The following is a 17,498-nucleotide window of genomic DNA, read 5'->3' on the forward strand; positions in this document are numbered from 1 at the left end:
AACTGGGCCTGCTCTACTTTCACCGCGCCTGGACCCGATTCCAAGCGACCTAACGAACCGCCGGATGCGAGGCCCGCACGTCCGGTGGTGTGAGAGGGGGCCGGTAGCCCCGGCCCCCTACTCGATTGGGTGGCCCAGCGTGCGTGTCGGTCCGGGACACGCCGTGCACGGCGTACCGCACCGCACATTCGCCGGGCTAGCGGCAGCCGCCCGCGCTGACCCAGCGGCCGTTGTAACCCACGCAGCCGGTCACCGGCGGCGGTGGCGGAGGCGGCGGCGGATAGTCCTCGGGCAGCGGCGCGTAGTACGACGGTGGTGGGACATAGGGTGCCATCACATCGGACAAGTTGGCGCAGCCGCTGACCGAGATTCGGCGTCCGGCGCTCGCGCACACGTCGGCGTGCGCCTCACCGCTTGGCGCAATGGTGACGATCGTGACCGGTACGCCGGTCAGTGCCAGCACCGTTGCGCCGGCAATCCCCCAGGTTCGCATCGAATGTCGTTTCATCCGTCTCTCCTCCCCTGCATCGTGCAGCGCAGTATATCGCCGGGGGTGTGTGCGACTGTCGGGCTTCAGGGCCGGTGCCGTCGGGCGCGCCGCACCCGCACCACCGCAGCTGCCGCGATCAGCACCGCCAGTGCGACGGCCCACGGCCAGGCGCTCGTGCGGTACACCCAGCCGGCGAGCGCACCCTGCAGCCGGCCGGCCGCGGCGATCACCGGATCGGCAGGATTGCCGTCCGCGCTGAACAGCCGAATCTCGTAGAGACCGTAGTAACCCACATAGAGACCGACCGCGATCAGCACGACACCGCTGATCCTGTTGATGTAGGGCATCAGCTGTCGCATCCGCTCCACGAGTGCCGAACTGGTGAAGGCGATCCCGACCGCGAGTACGCCGACCACCAACGCCAGCCCGGCGGCATAGGCCGCGTACACCAGCACGCTGCCCGCCACCGAACCGCTGCGGACCGTGCTGCCGGTGACCGCCAGGAACGGGCCGATGGTGCAGGACAGGGACGCGATCGCGTAACCCACCCCGTAGCCGAACATCGAACCCAATCGCGTCGTCGGCGCCCACCGCAACGAGGATCCCATCGCAGCCCCGGCCAGTTCGCGGCCGGTCACCAACCAAATGCCAAGGGAGACAAGGCAGATACCGATGACGATGGTGGCGTAGGGCAGATAACCCTGCACGACGGTGGCGACCGGTACCGTGAGCAGGCCGAACAGGCCGAAGACTGCAAGGAAACCCAGTGCCATCGCGGCGGTGGCCGCCAGTGCGCGCCCCACCGCGGCGCACCGTCTGGGGTCGGCGCCTTCACCGCGAACGACGAGGGTCAGGTAGGCGGGCAGCATGGCGAATCCACACGGGTTGAGCGCGGCGACCATACCCGCGGCCAGTGCCAGCCCGGTCAGGTTTGCGTCCACGGGGTTATGACGTCAGCGCTCGCACCCGGTCGCTGAGTTCCTGCTCTGACATCGCCGACGTCGGATTGTTGACGAACGTCGACGACCCGTCGGGACGGAGGAACACATACGCGGGTTGCCACGGCACGTTGAATCGCGCCCAGATTGATCCGTCCGCATCGTTGAGGTTGGTGAAGTTCAGGTTGTATCTCGACACGAACGCCTGCATTTGCCCGACGTCGGAACGCGCCGCCACCCCGACGAAGGTGACCTTCGGGTTGGCCGCCGCCACCTGGCTGACGTTCGGGGCTTCCTGGTTGCAGAACGGGCACCACGGCGTCCAGAACCACAGCACCGCGGGCTTGCCCTGCAGGCTGCTGCCGTTGAACGGCGCTCCGGTCAAGGTTGTTCCGCTGAAGGCCAATTGGTCCTCGGCGATGGCGGCCGGGGGTGCCGCGACCGCGACGGTCAGCGCGGCCGTCAGCACGGCGAGGGCCCGGAGGAGGTGGTGCAACCAGGTTTGCGCCCAGCGCGCGCCGCGGGACTGTGTCATGGCATGGCCTCCTGGCCGTCGGGACGGACTGCTCTTGGTGTCACGTTTACCCGGGGCCGCCTGGTTCAATCCGCGCATTGACAGTTTACGTTACGCACTGGAACATAATCCGCGTGACAGCCCCGGATCCTGAGGCCGCACCGGTACCACCCGAACCGGTGCGTGGCCGTCCCCGTGACCCGCGCACCGATGACGCGATCATGACTGCCACCCGCAGCCTGCTCGTCGACGTCGGCTACGACCAGGTGTCGATGGATTCGATCGCCCGGGCAGCCGGCGTGAGCCGCCCGACCATCTACCGGCGCTGGCCGTCCAAGGCACACGTGGTTTTCGAGGCCGCATTCGGCACCGACAGCGGCAGCGCCGGACTACCGCGGTCTGGAGACTTCGAGACCGACCTGCGCGAGTTCATCCGTGGCTCGGTGGCGTTCTGGCGTGAGCCGGTGGTCGAGGCCGCGACCATGGGAATCCTCGCCGAACGCCACCGCGACTCCGAATTGCACATCCGCACACAGCAGTTGCTCGACGACAGGATCCGGCGCGAGCTCGCCGACCTGGTCCGCGCCGGTGCCGAACAAGGCGTGGTACGCCCCGATATCGACACCGACACGCTGTTCAACGTGGTGGTCGGCACCACCTTCTACGGCGCTCTCGTCGATGGACGCGCGGACACCGACCGCTTGGTCGACAAACTCTGCTCCCTGGTCATGCGGGGCGCGCAGGCACGAGAAAAGGAATGCTGATGTCCCACGACGAATTGTCGCTGGCCTTTCACGAACTGCTCGAGGAGCTCGGCACGCTCGAACGCAAGTTCCTGACGGCCGATCCCCCGCTCGAGGAAGCCGACATCCTCGACGGCTATCGGCTGACGTTCAGCCTGCTGCGCGTCGCGGTCGACGCCTATGTCTGGGGAGACAAGGACAATCCGCGGTTCGTCGACGTCATCGGCCCCTATCAGCGGTGGGGTGGGGACAACTCCGACGCGTTCTATCAACTGGCGCCGATCGATCCCAACCGCACCTACCGGGTGACCGGCAATCGGGGTGACTCGGTCTACCTGTCGATCACCGTCTACGGCGGACCCGACGACGGCCACTACAGCAATCGCATCGTGGGAACGATGAACGACCGCTCGCTGCAGTTCGACGCCGACGGCAACTTCGACTTCACCATCAGCCCCCACCCGCAGCCCGGTGCGTGGCTCAAGCTGGAGGACGACGCCGTCGTCGCGCTGACCCGCGACTACCTGGAGAACCCCGACACCGACCGGCGCGTGCAGTGGACGATCGAGGCCATCGACCCGCCGGCCCGCAAGCAGGACTCCCGGGCCGACCTCACGCGCCGCCTTCGGTCCGCCCGGACGTGGCTGGGCGAGCAGTGCTCCTTCATCCCCACCCGGGTCGAGCCGCCCAACGAGATCGCCGAACCCTATCCGGTGCCCCAGCAGACCTACGGCTGGGCGGCGGGGGACGCCGCCTACGCGATGGGCGCCTACGAACTGCAGCCCGGTCAGGCGTTGATCATCGACGGCAGATCGCCGGACTGCGTGTTCTGGAATCTGTGCCTGTGGAATCCCTTCCTGCACACCTACGACTACACCTATGAGCGGGTGACGATCAACGGCGCGCACGTCACCTACGAGCCCGACGGGTCGTGGCGAATCGTGGTGTCCGACACCGATCCCGGCCACCCCAACTGGGTGTCGACGGCGGGGCGTACCAAGGGTCTGATCTGGCTGCGCTGGTTCCTGCCCGAGGAGACGCCGAAGCGACCGGTCTGCCGGGTCGTGGACGTGGCCGAGGTCTCCGCATGACCGCCGGCGTCCAGCGCCCCAAGCCGATCAAGTTCACCGATCTGGCCGACCCGGTCTTTCCCGAGGCCGCCCGGCCGATGCGGGAAGCGCTCGCCGGCTACGGGTCGATCCTGGAATTGACGCCAGAAGCGTTGCTGACGACGGCACGTGAGCGCACTGGGCTCGATGGCTGGGGTGACGACGCTTTTCGGGAGCGCCTCGACGTGCTGGCCGGATCGTTGCGGGAGGAGGCTGGGCTGTCCGATGTCGGCGTCGCCGTGGTGTTCGAGCAGTTGGTCGGCAACCTGGTCAACCGGCTCCGCTTCGAGGCGCTGGTCGCAGAGCATCCCGAGATCGAGGACGTCGAAATCGAACGGCCGATCATCATCTGCGGGCTACCCCGCACCGGGACCACCCACCTGCACAACCTGATCGCCGCCGATCCCAACCTGCGCTACCTGCCCTATTGGGAGAGCCTGGAGCCCTTCCCCGGCCCTGACGACACCGAGCAGGCCCGCCGCGAGCGATGTTCGACCGGGCTGGATCTGGTGGATACGTCGATGCCCGAGTTCAAGCGAATGCACGACATGACCGTCGACCATGCCCACGAGGAAATCCAGCTGCTGGCCAACGACATCTCCGGCATGCTGTTCGAAACCACCTACCACATACCAACGTTCGCCGCGCACTACAAATCCCACGACCAAGGGCCGTCGTACGCTCATCTCAAGCGGCAGCTGCAGGCCATGCAGTGGCTGCGCGGCGGAACGCGTTGGGTGCTGAAATCCCCACAGCACCTGGAGCAGTTCCCCACCTTGTACGAAACCTTCCCGGACGCAACATTCGTTGTGACGCACCGTGATCCGGTCGAAGTGACTCGCTCGATGCTCACCATGATCGTCTATGCATCCCGAATGGCCTGCGCGCAACCGGATCCCGTCAAGATCGCGCGGAATTGGCTCGACCGCGCCGACGACCTGTTCAGCGGCTGCCTGCGCGATCGGGACGTGCTCCCGGCCGGCCAGTCGATCGACGTGCGCTTCACCGACTTCATGGCCGACGAGCAGGGCACGCTCTCGGCGATCTACCGACTCGCCGATCAGCCCTACGACGACGACGTGCGCACAGCGATGGCGGACTTCATCGCCGCGCATCCGCGGGGACGCTACGGCGAAGTGGCCTACGACCTCGCCGACGTCGGGCTCGATTCCGCGGAGGTGGCCGAGCGACTGGGTGCCTACCGGGAGCGCTTCGTCGCCAGGTAGGTGTGCAATTCGGCATACGCCGAGACCAGTGCCTCGGTGGTGAACCGGCGGTTGCGGCCACTGGGGTTGGGTAGCACCCATGTCTGCGAGCCGGCCACCGTGGCCGATTGCAGCCCCCAGTTCACTGCCCCGGTACCGAGCACCACCGAGATCGCCGGCTTCCCCAGGAACGCCAGCATGCGTGGGGCGACCGCATGGATTTTCGCTTCGAATGACGACAGTGCCTGCCGAATCTCGCGTGCGGACACTTCGCGTGCCTCCGCCGTCGGGCGCGTCACGACGGCGGTTATCCCGCAACCGAATTGCAAAAGACTGCGTTCCTCGCTGGGCGCCAGCCGATGGTCGGTGAACCCCGCGAGGTGGATCACCGACCAGAACCGATTGGTGGGGCTGGAGAAGTTGTATCCGTCGGCCTGCGCGGTCAGCGCCGGATTGATACCGCAGAAAACGACATCCAAACCGCTGGCCAGGATGTCTGGCTGATATTTCGCCATCAAGAAAGAAGTGAAGCACGGGCGAGGTGGACAGGCCCGGGCACCGGTGCCACGCTCGACGTGGACCGAAGCGACGACGAACGGAGCCACCATGACTACCGCTGCAGCAGCCGGCACCATCACCATCGGCGACCTGACCGTGAACCGGCTCGGCTTCGGATCGATGCGGCTCACCGGCAAGGGCGTCTGGGGTCCGCCAGATGATCACGACGAATCCATTCGGGTCCTGCGTCGCGCTGTCGAACTGGGCGTCAACTTCATCGACACCGCCGACTCCTACGGCCCTTACGTCGCCGAGGAGTTGATCCGCGAGGCCCTGCACCCGTACGGGGACGACGTCGTGATCGCCACCAAGGCGGGGCTCCTTCGCACGGGGCCGGATGTCTGGATACCGCTTGGCAACCCCAGCTACCTTCGCCAAGAAGTCGAACTCAGCCTGCGTCGCCTCGGCGTCGATCGCATCGACTTGCATCAGCTGCATCGCATCGATCCAAACTTCCCGCTCGAGGACCAGGTCGGTGAACTCGCGAAGTTACAGCAGGAGGGCAAGATTCGGCATATCGGACTCTCCGAGGTTGACGTCGACCAACTCAAGGCCGCTCAGAAGATCGCGCCCATCGTCTCGGTCCAAAATCTCTACAACTTGACGACCCGCACGGCCGAAGCGCTGCTCGACGAGGCCGAAGCCCAAGGTATCGCGTTCATTCCGTGGTTCCCGCTGGCTGCCGGACCACTCGCCGAAACCGATGGTCCCCTTGGCTCGTTGGCCGCCGACCACGGCGCCAGTCCGTCACAACTCGCGCTGGCCTGGCTGCTGAAGCGCTCGCCGGTGATGGTGCCGATCCCCGGCACTTCACGTGTCGACCACCTCGAACCGAACGTCGCGGCCGCGGGGATCGAACTGACCGAGGAGGAGTTCGCGGCCATCGACGCGGCAACCGCAAGCACCTAGCGTCGCGGAATGTTCTGCCACCCCGGCACTGCGCAGGTCGCGGGGCGGGGTCGGTTTTTGTCGGTGGTTCGCACCAGTTCGATTCAGCGACCCGCCAACCGAGGACACCGGCGACCCAGCTGCCTAGAGCCTGGATCGAGACAACCGGGCCAGCCGGGTGCGATCGACCAGCACGCAGCCGTGCACGTCGGCGAGCTGTTCGGCGGCTCGGGTGTAGCGATGGTTGGACACCACCATCGTCGCTTCGCACTCATGGACGGCCGCTCCGGCCACCACCTGCTGGACCGCGGCGCCGTTGACCACGCGGTTCTGCCGCTTGCACTGCACCGCGGTCCGTACGCCGTCCCTGGTGGCGATCAGATCAACACCGAAATCACCAGTGGCCCTGGTTATTTCGACATCGAATCCGAGACCCCGCAGAACCGCCGCGACATAGCGCTCGAACTCCACCCCCGTCATGGCATCGACCGCCACCAGCCCGGTGGCGCGGTACAGCGCGTCCTGCCTGGCGGCGCGGCGATGGTCGAGCCAGGCCAGCAGCGCGCGCCAAGCGCACACCAGGACCGCTGTCGCGCTGAGTACAGCCAGCGCCCAGACCGCCTTGTTGAGCAGGCCGATGAACGTCAACAGCACTGTCGTGAGAATCCACAAACCCAGCCACTGCGCTGCCGTCCTGGCTGCGGCCGCCTCCTCGCGCACGGCGCCACCGTAGCGACGGGTACCGACAGCCGGCGCTGCGACGTGCGACAGCAGCCAAATCGTGACCGGCCTGAGTCGGGTTTGCCGTAACTGCGGCAATACAGTGCTGGGATGCTCGCGATTCTGCGCTTCAATTTCGCCTCACCAGGGGGCGAACCCGGCGTGCAGGGTGAATTACTCTCCGCCGCACTGGAGTTGGCGCAGTTTGGCGACCGGCACGGGATCGCGGCCATCAGTGTCGACGAGCACCACGCCACCGGGCACGGCTGGAGCTGCAACCCGGTCATGATCGCGGGCATGTTCCTGGCCCGCACGGCCAACATCTTTGCGAGCATCGACTGTGCGCTGGGACCACTGTGGCATCCGGTCCGGATGGCTGAGGACATCGCCCTGATCGACGGGATGAGCCGCGGCCGGCTCCACACCACGGTCGGGCTGGGTTACCGGGAAGTCGAGTACGAAGCTCTCGGGGTGGACTTCAGCCGCCGCGGCGAACTCATGGACCAGCTACTGGAAACCATGCTGGCATCGTGGGCGCAGGGCTCGAACGTGGTGTCGGGAACCTGGACCAAACCTCATCCCCCGCTCTATGTCGGCGGCGGCGTGCGGGCCACCGCCCGCCGTGCCGTGCGGTTCGGGTTGCCGCTGAGCCTGCCCGACCACCGTCCCGACCTCGCGGAGTACTACGCCGAGCTGTGCCGGGACGCCGGGCAACGGCCGTTCGTGCTCATGCCGCCCGCGGTCAACCGCGGGATGATCTTCCTGCATGAAGACCCCGAGCGGGCCTGGGCCGAGCTCGGCGAGCACATTTTGTGGGAGGCCGTCACCTACGGAGCGTGGTCAGACGACCCGTCGCGGTCTCTTATGCATCTGCCGGGTGTGCAGACTCTGGCCGAAGTACGGGCCTCCGGACGGTACCGATTCCTCACCCCCGACCAGCTGATCGACGAGGTGCGGGCCTCGGCAAACTACGGCCCGATCGTCATGCATCCCCTGGTTGGAGGCATGCCGGTGGACGAGGCCTGGAAGTCGGTAACTCTACTTACGGACGAAGTCCTGCCCGCCCTGCGTTAGCCATCCGGCGGTCGACGTTGCCCGATTTCACGAGTCGGGCCGAAAGTTGGTTCTTAACAGAGTTTTAGCCACAGCTCCCGGTCACCTTAAATTTGCGGCATAACGTTCAGGTCAAGTTGAGGTGGCCGACAGGTCGCCACACACGCAACAGGACCGAATGGAGCAGCCCATGACGAGCTTCACGTCGCGGTACGGCAACCCCACCGTCGACTACAAGGGCGCCCATATCCGAGCACACTCCCGCCATGTGGCGACCGTAGTCGCGGTGAGCGGACGCATCGACTCCGCCAACCTCGACCACATCGCCGACTATGCGAAGAAGCTGGTCCTCACCGACAAGCCGTTCGTTCTGGACCTCTCCGGCGTCACCTCGTTCACCCCGCAGTCGATTCGTTTGCTGTGTGATATCGACGACGTCTGCTCCTCGGTGGGTGTCGAGTGGGCCGTCGTCGCCGGCGACGCGGTGAACCGCCGCCTGCGCCGGGACAGCGACGTGGTCTTCCCGGTCGTGGGTTCGGTCGCCGAGGCCGAGCACGAATTCGACGACGCGATCCTGAACCGTCGCCGCTTCCTGCTTCCTCTGCTGAGCAAGACCGCTTAACTAACGGTTAGGTCGGCTATGCGTTGCCGGGTTACCCTGGTTGACGTGCGTGTAGTTACGAGTGCGATCGCTGCTGGTGCGCTGGCTCTGACGGCCGGCGCCGGTGTCGCGGCAGCCGACCCCACCACCACTCCGGCGCCCGTCCCGAGCACGTCCGACGCGCCGACCGGGCCCGCTCCCGGGCCGACCACGTCTGCCACGCCGACGTCGCCCGGGGCGACTCCGGCCCCGGCACCGGCCGGCGGACCCAAGACGTCAATGGACACTGACGGCACCTACCGGGTCGGCGTCGACATCGTCCCGGGCACCTACGCCACGGCCGGGCCGGTCGAAGGCAGTGCGTGCTACTGGAAGCGGGTCGGCGGGCCCGACGGTCAGACGAACCTGGACAACGGGCTGACCAAGAAGGCCCAGATCCAGCAGATCGATCCCGGCGACGCGACCTTCAAGACCGACGGTTGCCAGCCGTGGACGCTGACCGATGCCCCGCCGCCCGCGGCCCCCGGCCCGCTGATGTCACAACTTCAGCTGCGCCATTACCTCGACCAGCTCAACGGGATGGCCGGGGCATCCGGCAACGGGCAGCTGCCGCCTTACTGAGCGAGCGCACCGGGCCGCGGGATCCGCAGCTATTTGGCGGTGCCCGGCGACGCCGGCAGCGGCGGCGGGCAGGTGTCGTGGTCCTGCAGTTCTTCGCCGCCGGCACCGGTTCCGGCGTCGGCGCGGTCGGCCAGGATGACGAAGCCCGGCCGGCCCGCGGGGTCGGTGGCCCCGACCACGACCAGCGTGTACAACCCCATGTCGGCACGCGCGCCCTCGAGCCCGTCGGCGAGCAGCGTGAACGGGTTGGCGTCCAGATCGGCGCCGCCGACGGCCATCGCCCAATAGGTATGTCCGAGCAGCGGGATCGGAAGCGGCGCCCATGTCGGTCCGATGGCGCCGGCCACCGACCGCAGCGCGTCATGGACGTCGGTGCGCAGGCAATCAATGTGGATGTGCAACTGGTTCTGGGTACGCGCGACCGCCGAGTTGATGGCCAGGCTGATCCAGTCCCGTGCGATGGTGCCGCCGGCCCTCTGCTCGACGAATGACCGGGCCTGCCAGGCCGCGCCGAAATAGTTCGTCGTATCCGGGTTGAGGATCTGCGGGCTCTCCATCCCGGCGATGCGCGCGGTCGGGATCAGCAGGTACTGCCGGTCGCCGACGATGTCCTTGAGCACCGCATAGCCACCGGCCTCGCCGCGGCTGAGATCGACACGGGAGCAGGGTGCCGGGTCGTGCCACTGCCGCACGTCGATGACGCACCTGTCATGGACGATCGTCCACAACGCGTTGGGGTCCGCCTGCGCGGTGGCCGATCCGACCAGCGCGAGTGCCAGTGCCGCTGCCAGCGGTGCCCGTCCGCGCATGTGTCGCACGGCCACACCCTACGGTCGCACCCCGAAGTGCCGTTCGCGCGTCTGAATGATCCGCATCTGCGGATCTATCCGCCGATACAGACCGCAGTTGCGGATATGATCGGCTAGCATTCGGTCGTGCCGATGCTGCGGGTTCGGGAGGCCGCCGAGTTGCTCGGCGTGAGTGATGACACGATCCGGCGATGGATCGACGACGGGGAGCTGCCCACCGGCAGCGACCAGTCCGGCCGCAAGACCGTCGATGGTGCGGCGCTCGCCGCCTACTCCCGCAAGAACGCCGCCGCGGCGCCCAAAGACCCATTATCCGTTGCCAGTTCCGCGCGTAACCGGTTCGCCGGGCTGGTCACCAGAGTGGTCGCCGACACCGTGATGGCCCAGGTGGACATGCAATGCGGCCCGTTCACCGTGGTCTCGCTGATGAGTAGCGAGGCCGTGCGGGAACTGAACCTCGAACCGGGAAGCGTTGCGGTCGCCGTCGTCAAAGCCACCACGGTCATCGTCGAGACCTCGGGAGACTCGTGATCAAGAGGGTGATGCCGGCGCTGGCCGTCGGCCTGCTCATCGCCGCGACCGCCGGTTGCGGCTCGTCGTCGCAACCGGCTTCGTCGACGACGGCATCGGCGGCGCCGCAGAAGATCATGGTGTTCGCCGCCGCGTCGCTGAAGAAAACCTTCACCGAGATCGGCGATCAGTTCAGCAAGGACAATCCCGGTGCCGCCGTGGAGTTCTCGTTCGCGGGTTCCTCGGACCTGGTGACCCAGCTGACCCAGGGCGCCCACGCCGACGTTTTCGCCTCCGCCGACATCAGGAATATGGACAAGGCCGCGCAGGCGGGTCTGCTGTCGGGCGCACCGGTGAGCTTCGCCTCCAACACGCTGACCATCGCCGTGGCTCCGGGAAACCCCAAGGGCGTCAACGTGTTTGCCGATCTGGCCAAGCCGGGTCTCAACGTCGTGGTGTGCGCCCCGCAGGTGCCGTGCGGATCAGCCACGCAGACCGTCGAGACCAAGACTGGGGTCACGCTGAATCCGGTCAGCGAGGAGTCCTCGGTCACCGACGTGCTCAACAAGGTGACCAGCGGGCAGGCTGACGCCGGCGTCGTGTACGTCACCGACGCCGCAGGTGCCGGCGACAAGGTCGCCGCGGTGTCGTTCCCCGAAGCGGCGGGCGCGGTGAACACCTACCCGATCGCCACGCTCAGGCAGTCCGGAAATCCTGCTCTGGCAAGCAAATTCGTCGACACGGTGACTGGACCGGTCGGTCAGCAGATCCTGACGAAAGCCGGTTTCGGCACACCCTGATGCTGTGGCAGGCTCGAACCCGTGGACCTGCCGCGCCCGGACCCCGACACCTCGCACCTCGCCGACGTGGTGCCGTCGGTCCTGGCGGCGATGGGCGTGGCCGGGTTCGAGCGCCGTTTCGAGCTACCCGAGCCGATCGCCGGGGCCTGCGTCCTGTTGATCGACGGACTGGGTGCCGAACTCCTCGACGCCCACGCCGCGGATGCGCCCGTGCTGGCCGGGCTGCGTGGACGCACGCTGCACGTCGGGTTCCCGTCCACCACCGCGGCCGGGCTCGCCGCGGTCGGCACCGGCTGCCCATCGGGTGGACATGGCATGGTCGGCTACTCGTTCCGGCTCCCCGACGCCGGCGTCATCAACGCGCTGAGGTGGCGGCCCCACCCCTGGGGTGAGGATCTGCGGGAGCGGTCGGTGCCCGAGGACGTGCAGCCACTGCCCACCACCTTCGAGCGGGCGGCCTCGGCCGGCATCGCGGTCAGCGTGATCTCCGGTGCGGAGTTCACCGGCTCGGGCCTGACTCGGGCGGTGTTACGCGGCGGGCGCTACGTTGGCGTGCACGGACTCGGTGACCTGGCCGCCAAGATTCGCGCCACCGTGGCCGACGGTGGGTTCTGCTACGGCTACCACGCCGACCTCGACCTCATGGGCCACGCCTACGGTCCGGGATCAATGGCCTGGCGGATGCAGCTGCGCCAGGTCGACCGCTTGGTGGAATCCGTCGTCGACGGGCTGCCGCCCGGCGCCCTGCTCGCCGTCGTGGCCGACCACGGGATGGTGGCCGTCGACAGCGCCGGTACCGTCGACATCGATTCCAGCACAACACTTCTGGACGGCACGGCCGCGATTGGGGGCGAGCCCCGCGCCCGCCACGTCTATGTGCGCGACGGCGCTGACGCCGACGTCCTGTCAGCCTGGCGAGAAACGCTGGCCGACCACGCCTGGGTGGTCTCGCGCGACGAGGCGATCGCCGCCGGCTGGTTCGGCGGCGCTGTCGACGACCGGGTGCGACCGCGCATCGGCGACATCGTGGCCGCCGCCAAGGGACGGGCCGCGCTGGTGCGACGGACGGTCGAGCCGATGGAGTCGGCGTTGATCGGCCACCACGGGTCGTTGACCACCGCCGAGCAGCGGGTGCCGCTGTTGTTGGCCTACGGCTGAGCCGCGTCCGTGGCGCCCAGCAGATCGTCGGCGGGTCCGTCCCAGCGATCGAGGTTGACTGCTGCCGTCAGCGGGCGACGCCGCAGCGGTCCGTGGTGGCCCCGCGGCCAGCCGACCACCACGTGGCCGGCGATCAGCCAATCCTCGGGCACCCCGACGGCGTCACGCAGCAGCTCGGCCCCGCCGTAGGACGCCCACCCGGTCGGGCACGCCCCCAGGCCCTGAGCCCTGGCCGCCAGCAGGAAGTTCTGCATCGCCGGAAAGATCGAGCCACCGAGCAGCAGCTCCGACGCGGTCGGATAGTGCTGCTGGGCGAACAGCACAGAGGTGAATTCGCCTGCGCGATCGTGTAATTCATAGGTGGCCCGGTTGTTGCGGGCCTGCCTGCTCGTGTCGTCGGGCGCGGGCCGGCTCATGCCGTAGACGGGTTCGATGACCTCCAGGGCGCGCGCCGCCGCCGCGGCGACGACCGCGCGCTGCTCCGGCGAGCGCAACACCACGAACCGCCAGCCCTGCGCGTTCGCCCCCGAGGGCGCCCATGTCGCGGCCTGCAGGCAGCGGCCCAACGTCACGTCATCGACCGGTTCGGCGGTGAACCGCCTGATGGTGCGGGCGGTCGACATCACGTCCCAGATATCGCTGCTCGTTGCTCTCACGCTTCAGACGTCTATCAGATGCTGCGGCCGCCCGGAACGGCGGACTCGCGGAGCCGGGTCTTGTGCCGATACATGTCGACGTCGGCCCTGCGGATCAGTTCCTCGGCGTCGTCGGCCTGGCCCCAGGTCCATCCGACCGACGCGGTCAGGTGGAATTCGTCCAGCTCGAGGGTGTAGCGCCCGGTCAGCACCGAGCATACGGTCGCGGCCAGCTCGGCGACCACGGCCTCCTGCCCCGCCTCGGGGACGAAGACGACGAACTCGTCACCGCCGAGACGGTAGGCCGAATCCGGTTCCGGGACAGCGTCGTTGAGCCTTCGGGCCACCTCGGCGAGGACGGTGTCGCCGGCCGCGTGACCGTGCTTGTCGTTGACCTGCTTGAAGCCGTCCAGGTCGATGAAAATGATGCCGACGGGCGCTGTCGGCTGCGTGGTTCGGTGCTCTTCGATGTGAGTGATCAGCGCATGGCGGTTGTTCAGGCCGGTGAGCTGATCGGTCACGGCCAGCCTGGCGAGCTCGGCTTCGGCAAGCTTGCGGGCCGTCACGTCCTGGAACTGCGCGATGATGACGTCCTCTGCGCCGTATTCGCCGCCTGGTGCCAGCGCCGCGTTGCGCTGCATCCAAATCGTGCTTGCATCGGAGCGAAGGTAGCGCCGCTCGGAAGAGATCTGTGTTGCCGTGCCGTTGAGGAACGACTCGACCTCTTCTTCCCCGGTAGGGCGATCGCAGGGATGGACGTAGTCGCGAAAGTCCACGCCGGTGAGTTCCTCGGCGGTGTAGCCGAGCAGCCGGCACAAGGCCGGGTTGACCAAGAGGGTCCGCCCTGTGGTCGTCAGCACGGCCTCGCCGAACGGGGCGTTGGCGACGCTGACCGCGAACAGCCGCAGTGCTTCGTCACGGCTCCGCTCGGCCTCAACGCGTGCGGTGACATCGGTGACGAGCACATAGAAGCCCTGCACCTCGTCGTCGACGATGTCGGGGATGTACGACGCCTGCGTATAACGGGTCGCGCCCCGAGCGTCGACGAGAGTGCGCTCGAACAATTGCTCGCGACCGGCCAGTGCGCCCTCAATGTAGGGCAGGTTCAGCGCGTAGACCGCGTCCCCGAGCACCTCCCGAATGTGCCGGCCCCGGATCTCACCAGGTGACATCCCGAAGAACTCCACATAGGCGTCGTTGGCGATGACGTTGCGCATGTCCTTGTCCCAATACCCGATCAGCGCGGGCAGGCGATCGATGAGCAGCCGAAACCGTCGATATTCCTCGTCATGCGTCGGCTGTTTTTCGATGGACAACGAACACCCCCGAAACGGCAACGTGGACTTGTGCACCCCAGCAATCCACGAACGCCGCCGCTCAATTTACCTCGCCGTCAACACGAACTGGCCATTTCGCCGCCGACATCGCGACGCGCCCCGCGCGTCTGAACTCGTTCCCGCTACCGTCTGCGTCGTGATCGTTCTGCTTCCGCCGTCAGAGACCAAACGCAGTGGCGGCGACGGGCCTCCGCTCCGGTTCGATGAGCTGAGTAGCCCGGTCCTGGGCCCGTTGCGCCGGGAGCTGGTCGACGAACTCGTCGCGCTGGCCGGCGATCCCGCCGCCTGCCGCCGCGCGCTGGGCATCTCCCCCGCGCAGGCTGCCGAGATCGAACGCAACGCCACGCTGTTGAGCTCACCGACGCTGCCGGCGATCAACCGCTACACCGGGGTGCTGTACGACGCGCTGGACGTGGAGTCGCTCAAGGGCGCGGCCGCGGCCCGGGCCTGTGCGCGGCTGGCCGTCGGTTCGGCCCTGTTCGGCCTGCTTCGGGCCGACGACCAGATCCCGGCCTACCGGCTGTCGGCGTCGTCGAAGTTGCCCGGCCGCGCCACGCTGGCCGCCCGCTGGCGTCCCGTCCTGGAGCCCGTGCTGGCCGAACTGGCGGCCGGCGAACTGGTCGTCGACCTGCGCTCGGGGTCTTACGCGGCACTGGGCAAGCTGCCCCATGCGGTGCGCGTCGACGTCCTCGCCGAACATGCCGACGGCCGCCGTACCGTCGTCACGCACTTCAACAAGGCGCACAAGGGGCGACTGGCGCGGGTGCTCGCATCAAGCCGGTCCGAGCCCGGTGACGCGGCCGCTGTCGCTGCCGTGGCCCGTCGAGCCGGCATGCAGGTCGAACGGAACGGCAACGAGCTCACCGTCGTCGTGCCGGCCTGACCGGTGTCAGGATGGACCGCATGAGCGACGACGCTTGCGGAGCGCAGCGGGCGAGCACCCGCTGGCAGAAGTCGGCGGCACCGCGTGGCGACGAGTACGACGCCCGGTGGAAATCGTTGGCCGACGCCGGCCAGAACATCCACGGCGAGGCAGATCTGGTCGAAAGCATCCTGCGTGAATCCGGTGGCCACTCGGTCCTCGACGCGGGCTGCGGCACCGGCCGGGTGGCCATCGAACTGGCCAGCCGTGGATTTGTCGTGGCCGGGGTCGACGCCGACGCCGCGATGCTGGCCGCCGCCCGAGCCAAGGCACCGGATTTGCGGTGGATCGAAGCGGATCTGGCCGACCTGTCCACGGCCGGGGTCGACCGCGTCAACCTGGTGCTGCTGGCCGGCAACGTGATGATCTTCCTCGAGCCGGGCACCGAGGCACGGGTGCTGGCCGGACTGGCGGGGCGGCTGACACCCGGCGGACTGCTGGTCGCGGGATTTTCGGTGCGCCCGGACCGCCTGTCGCTGCAGCAGTACGACCGGGCGGCCGAGGCGGCCGGCCTGCTGCCGGTGGTGCGCTGGGCGACGTGGGATCGCGAGCCCTACGATGGCGGGGATTACGCCGTGTCCGTGCACCGGTTGCGCCGTTCGCCACGCTGAGGAAACTGTCGCCGGCGAAAATGCTGGTGAAACGGGGGGTGGCCAGTGCAGAAAGCGTTCGCTAGGCTCGTTACCCGACGCCGGTAGGTTGTCGACGAGATCGTTGCTGGCGAGCCTTGCTCCATCGGTGCGATCAGGGAGGGATGGGTTGATGCGATCGGCGTTTTCGGCCCGTCCCGCGAACCAGTACTACACCCTCACCGCGTTGCTGGCCGCCCGCGGCGCGCAGACCTCCACCTCCCGGGTGATCGCCGGAAGCGTCTTCACCCTGGGTCTCATCACGTTGTCGACGATCGGCAGCTCCGCGACATTGCAGTGGCCGGGCAGCCGAATATTGCTGGCCGGGGTCGCGGTCCTGTGTTTCCTGTCGACGTTCATCTGGCTGCGACATCGCTGGCCGACCAGGACGGAATCGGGCGTGCTGGTCGGCATCGCGGCTGTCGCCATTCCGATCGGGACCATCGCCCCGGTTGACCCGATGTACGGTCTGCTCGGCACGGCGGCGTTCGCGTTGATCATCGGATACACCGCCCTCTTCCACGGCCCACGGCTGTTGGCCGCGATCTTGACCATCGCCGTCGCCACCCTGGTCTATCTCGCCGTCCGGATGGCCCCGGTCGACCTCCCGCTCACCCTCGCCGGCGTCGCACTGATGTTGCTGCTCTACGTGTTCGCCGCGTTCTCCTGCCGGCTGGTGGTCTGGCTTACCGGCACCGACGACGGCGCCGATGCCGTCGAACCGCTCACCGGCCTGCTCAACCGTGACGCCTTCTATCTGCAGACCTCGACGCTGCTGGCCTCCCGTAACCGCGACGACGACCGCTACCTCGTGATCGGCGTGGTCAACATCGACAGCTTCGCGGCGATGGTGGCCGTCGCCGGAAACCGTGGTGGCAACCGGGCGCGGATCGCCGCGGGCCAGGCGCTGCGCGAGACGGTGCGCAGAGATGCGATCTTGGGCCACGTCGGCGAGGCTGAATTCCTTGTCGCCGACTGCTTCACCACCCCCGACTCGTCGCCGTTGATCGAGCGGATCCGCGGTGCGATCGCGGCGACACCGAGCGGGATGACGGCCAGCATCGGGGTGGTCAGCACGCCGCTGCGCCCGCTCGTCGAGCACCCGCCCCACGAAATCCTCGACGAGATCGTCGCGCTGGCCACCACGGCGATGTATGAAGCCCGCCGGGCCGGTGGCAACCAGGCCCGCTACGTGGTGCACCCGAATCTGAGCATCAACGACGACGAGACCGACGGCTACGACACCCCGATGCTGTGA

The 17,498-nt window shown here is 67.7% G+C and carries 21 protein-coding genes; 13 read left to right on the plus strand and 8 right to left on the minus strand.

Going from position 1 to position 17,498, the window contains the following annotated elements:
- Positions 1-196: 196 nt before the first annotated feature.
- From HPC46_RS17065 to HPC46_RS17075, 3 genes are all read right to left on the minus strand, one after another.
- Positions 197-508, minus strand: coding sequence for a hypothetical protein (locus tag HPC46_RS17065; protein WP_179471954.1), 312 nt, complete (start codon positions 506-508; stop codon positions 197-199).
- 65 nt (positions 509-573) lie between these two features.
- The gene (locus tag HPC46_RS17070) at positions 574-1,431 is read right to left on the minus strand and encodes a cytochrome c biogenesis CcdA family protein (protein ID WP_179471956.1); all 858 of its coding nucleotides are present in this window, start codon (positions 1,429-1,431) and stop codon (positions 574-576) included.
- 4 nt (positions 1,432-1,435) lie between these two features.
- Positions 1,436-1,963, minus strand: a complete 528-nt coding sequence (locus tag HPC46_RS17075) for a protein disulfide oxidoreductase (protein ID WP_179471958.1) — start codon at positions 1,961-1,963, stop codon at positions 1,436-1,438.
- A 113-nt stretch (positions 1,964-2,076) separates the two neighbouring features.
- Between HPC46_RS17075 and HPC46_RS17080 the strand changes: the two genes are divergently transcribed.
- From HPC46_RS17080 to HPC46_RS17090, 3 genes are read left to right on the plus strand one after another with little or no spacing between them, the layout of a single operon-like run.
- Positions 2,077-2,706, plus strand: coding sequence for a TetR/AcrR family transcriptional regulator (locus HPC46_RS17080; protein WP_325096693.1), 630 nt, complete (start codon positions 2,077-2,079; stop codon positions 2,704-2,706).
- Positions 2,706-3,776, plus strand: a complete 1,071-nt coding sequence (locus HPC46_RS17085; protein WP_179471960.1) for a DUF1214 domain-containing protein — start codon at positions 2,706-2,708, stop codon at positions 3,774-3,776. Before HPC46_RS17080 ends, HPC46_RS17085 begins: the two co-directional genes overlap by 1 nt.
- Entirely contained in the window at positions 3,773-5,020 is a 1,248-nt protein-coding gene (locus tag HPC46_RS17090; protein WP_179471962.1) for a sulfotransferase family protein, read from the plus strand. The genes HPC46_RS17085 and HPC46_RS17090 overlap by 4 nt, the downstream gene beginning before the upstream one ends.
- Here the strand turns inward: HPC46_RS17090 and mug are convergent.
- Positions 4,993-5,514, minus strand: coding sequence for a G/U mismatch-specific DNA glycosylase (gene mug / locus HPC46_RS17095; protein ID WP_179471964.1), 522 nt, complete (start codon positions 5,512-5,514; stop codon positions 4,993-4,995). The two genes, HPC46_RS17090 and mug, sit on opposite strands and share 28 nt — an antisense overlap.
- 91 nt (positions 5,515-5,605) lie before the next feature.
- On the opposite strand from mug, the gene HPC46_RS17100 reads away from it, so the two are divergent.
- On the plus strand, positions 5,606-6,466 hold the full coding sequence (locus HPC46_RS17100) for an aldo/keto reductase (protein ID WP_179471966.1): 861 nt from the start codon (positions 5,606-5,608) through the stop codon (positions 6,464-6,466).
- Between the two features lie 123 nt (positions 6,467-6,589).
- Here HPC46_RS17100 and HPC46_RS35765 read toward each other — a convergent pair whose 3' ends face one another.
- Positions 6,590-7,165: a restriction endonuclease gene (locus tag HPC46_RS35765; protein WP_179471968.1), complete on the minus strand. Its 576-nt coding sequence runs from the start codon at positions 7,163-7,165 to the stop codon at positions 6,590-6,592.
- Positions 7,166-7,276: 111 nt separating this feature from the next.
- Between HPC46_RS35765 and HPC46_RS17110 the strand changes: the two genes are divergently transcribed.
- The 3 genes from HPC46_RS17110 (at position 7,277) to HPC46_RS17120 (ending at position 9,440) form a co-directional block, all read left to right on the plus strand.
- A complete protein-coding gene (locus tag HPC46_RS17110) occupies positions 7,277-8,239 on the plus strand; it encodes an LLM class flavin-dependent oxidoreductase (protein WP_179471970.1) in 963 nt (320 codons plus the stop codon).
- 169 nt (positions 8,240-8,408) lie between these two features.
- Complete coding sequence (locus HPC46_RS17115) at positions 8,409-8,840, plus strand: STAS domain-containing protein (protein ID WP_179471972.1); 432 nt, start codon at positions 8,409-8,411, stop codon at positions 8,838-8,840.
- A gap of 45 nt (positions 8,841-8,885) precedes the next feature.
- On the plus strand, positions 8,886-9,440 hold the full coding sequence (locus HPC46_RS17120; protein ID WP_179471974.1) for an Rv1352/Rv1906c domain-containing protein: 555 nt from the start codon (positions 8,886-8,888) through the stop codon (positions 9,438-9,440).
- 29 nt (positions 9,441-9,469) lie between these two features.
- Here HPC46_RS17120 and HPC46_RS17125 read toward each other — a convergent pair whose 3' ends face one another.
- A complete protein-coding gene (locus HPC46_RS17125; RefSeq protein WP_179472197.1) occupies positions 9,470-10,249 on the minus strand; it encodes a CDP-diacylglycerol diphosphatase in 780 nt (259 codons plus the stop codon).
- A gap of 126 nt (positions 10,250-10,375) precedes the next feature.
- Here HPC46_RS17125 and HPC46_RS17130 point away from each other — a divergent pair, with 126 nt between their 5' ends.
- Genes HPC46_RS17130 through HPC46_RS17140 form a run of 3 tightly spaced genes read left to right on the plus strand, consistent with a single transcriptional unit; the run spans position 10,376 to position 12,717 of the window.
- A complete protein-coding gene (locus HPC46_RS17130; protein WP_179471976.1) occupies positions 10,376-10,780 on the plus strand; it encodes a TOBE domain-containing protein in 405 nt (134 codons plus the stop codon).
- An 11-nt stretch (positions 10,781-10,791) separates the two neighbouring features.
- Complete coding sequence (gene modA / locus HPC46_RS17135) at positions 10,792-11,559, plus strand: molybdate ABC transporter substrate-binding protein (protein WP_179472199.1); 768 nt, start codon at positions 10,792-10,794, stop codon at positions 11,557-11,559.
- Between the two features lie 21 nt (positions 11,560-11,580).
- Complete coding sequence (locus HPC46_RS17140; RefSeq protein WP_179471978.1) at positions 11,581-12,717, plus strand: alkaline phosphatase family protein; 1,137 nt, start codon at positions 11,581-11,583, stop codon at positions 12,715-12,717.
- Here HPC46_RS17140 and HPC46_RS17145 read toward each other — a convergent pair.
- A complete protein-coding gene (locus tag HPC46_RS17145) occupies positions 12,708-13,340 on the minus strand; it encodes a nitroreductase family protein (protein ID WP_179472201.1) in 633 nt (210 codons plus the stop codon). The two genes, HPC46_RS17140 and HPC46_RS17145, sit on opposite strands and share 10 nt — an antisense overlap.
- A gap of 47 nt (positions 13,341-13,387) precedes the next feature.
- Positions 13,388-14,668, minus strand: a complete 1,281-nt coding sequence (locus HPC46_RS17150) for a sensor domain-containing diguanylate cyclase (RefSeq protein ID WP_179471987.1) — start codon at positions 14,666-14,668, stop codon at positions 13,388-13,390.
- A gap of 157 nt (positions 14,669-14,825) precedes the next feature.
- Here HPC46_RS17150 and yaaA point away from each other — a divergent pair, with 157 nt between their 5' ends.
- From yaaA to HPC46_RS17165, 3 genes are all read left to right on the plus strand, one after another.
- A complete protein-coding gene (gene yaaA / locus HPC46_RS17155; protein WP_179471989.1) occupies positions 14,826-15,572 on the plus strand; it encodes a peroxide stress protein YaaA in 747 nt (248 codons plus the stop codon).
- A gap of 20 nt (positions 15,573-15,592) precedes the next feature.
- Positions 15,593-16,222, plus strand: a complete 630-nt coding sequence (locus HPC46_RS17160) for a class I SAM-dependent DNA methyltransferase (RefSeq protein ID WP_179471991.1) — start codon at positions 15,593-15,595, stop codon at positions 16,220-16,222.
- A 151-nt stretch (positions 16,223-16,373) separates the two neighbouring features.
- Complete coding sequence (locus tag HPC46_RS17165; protein WP_179471993.1) at positions 16,374-17,498, plus strand: GGDEF domain-containing protein; 1,125 nt, start codon at positions 16,374-16,376, stop codon at positions 17,496-17,498.

This window comes from Mycolicibacterium vinylchloridicum (genome assembly GCF_013404075.1).
Taxonomy (GTDB): Bacteria; Actinomycetota; Actinomycetes; order Mycobacteriales; family Mycobacteriaceae; genus Mycobacterium; species Mycobacterium vinylchloridicum.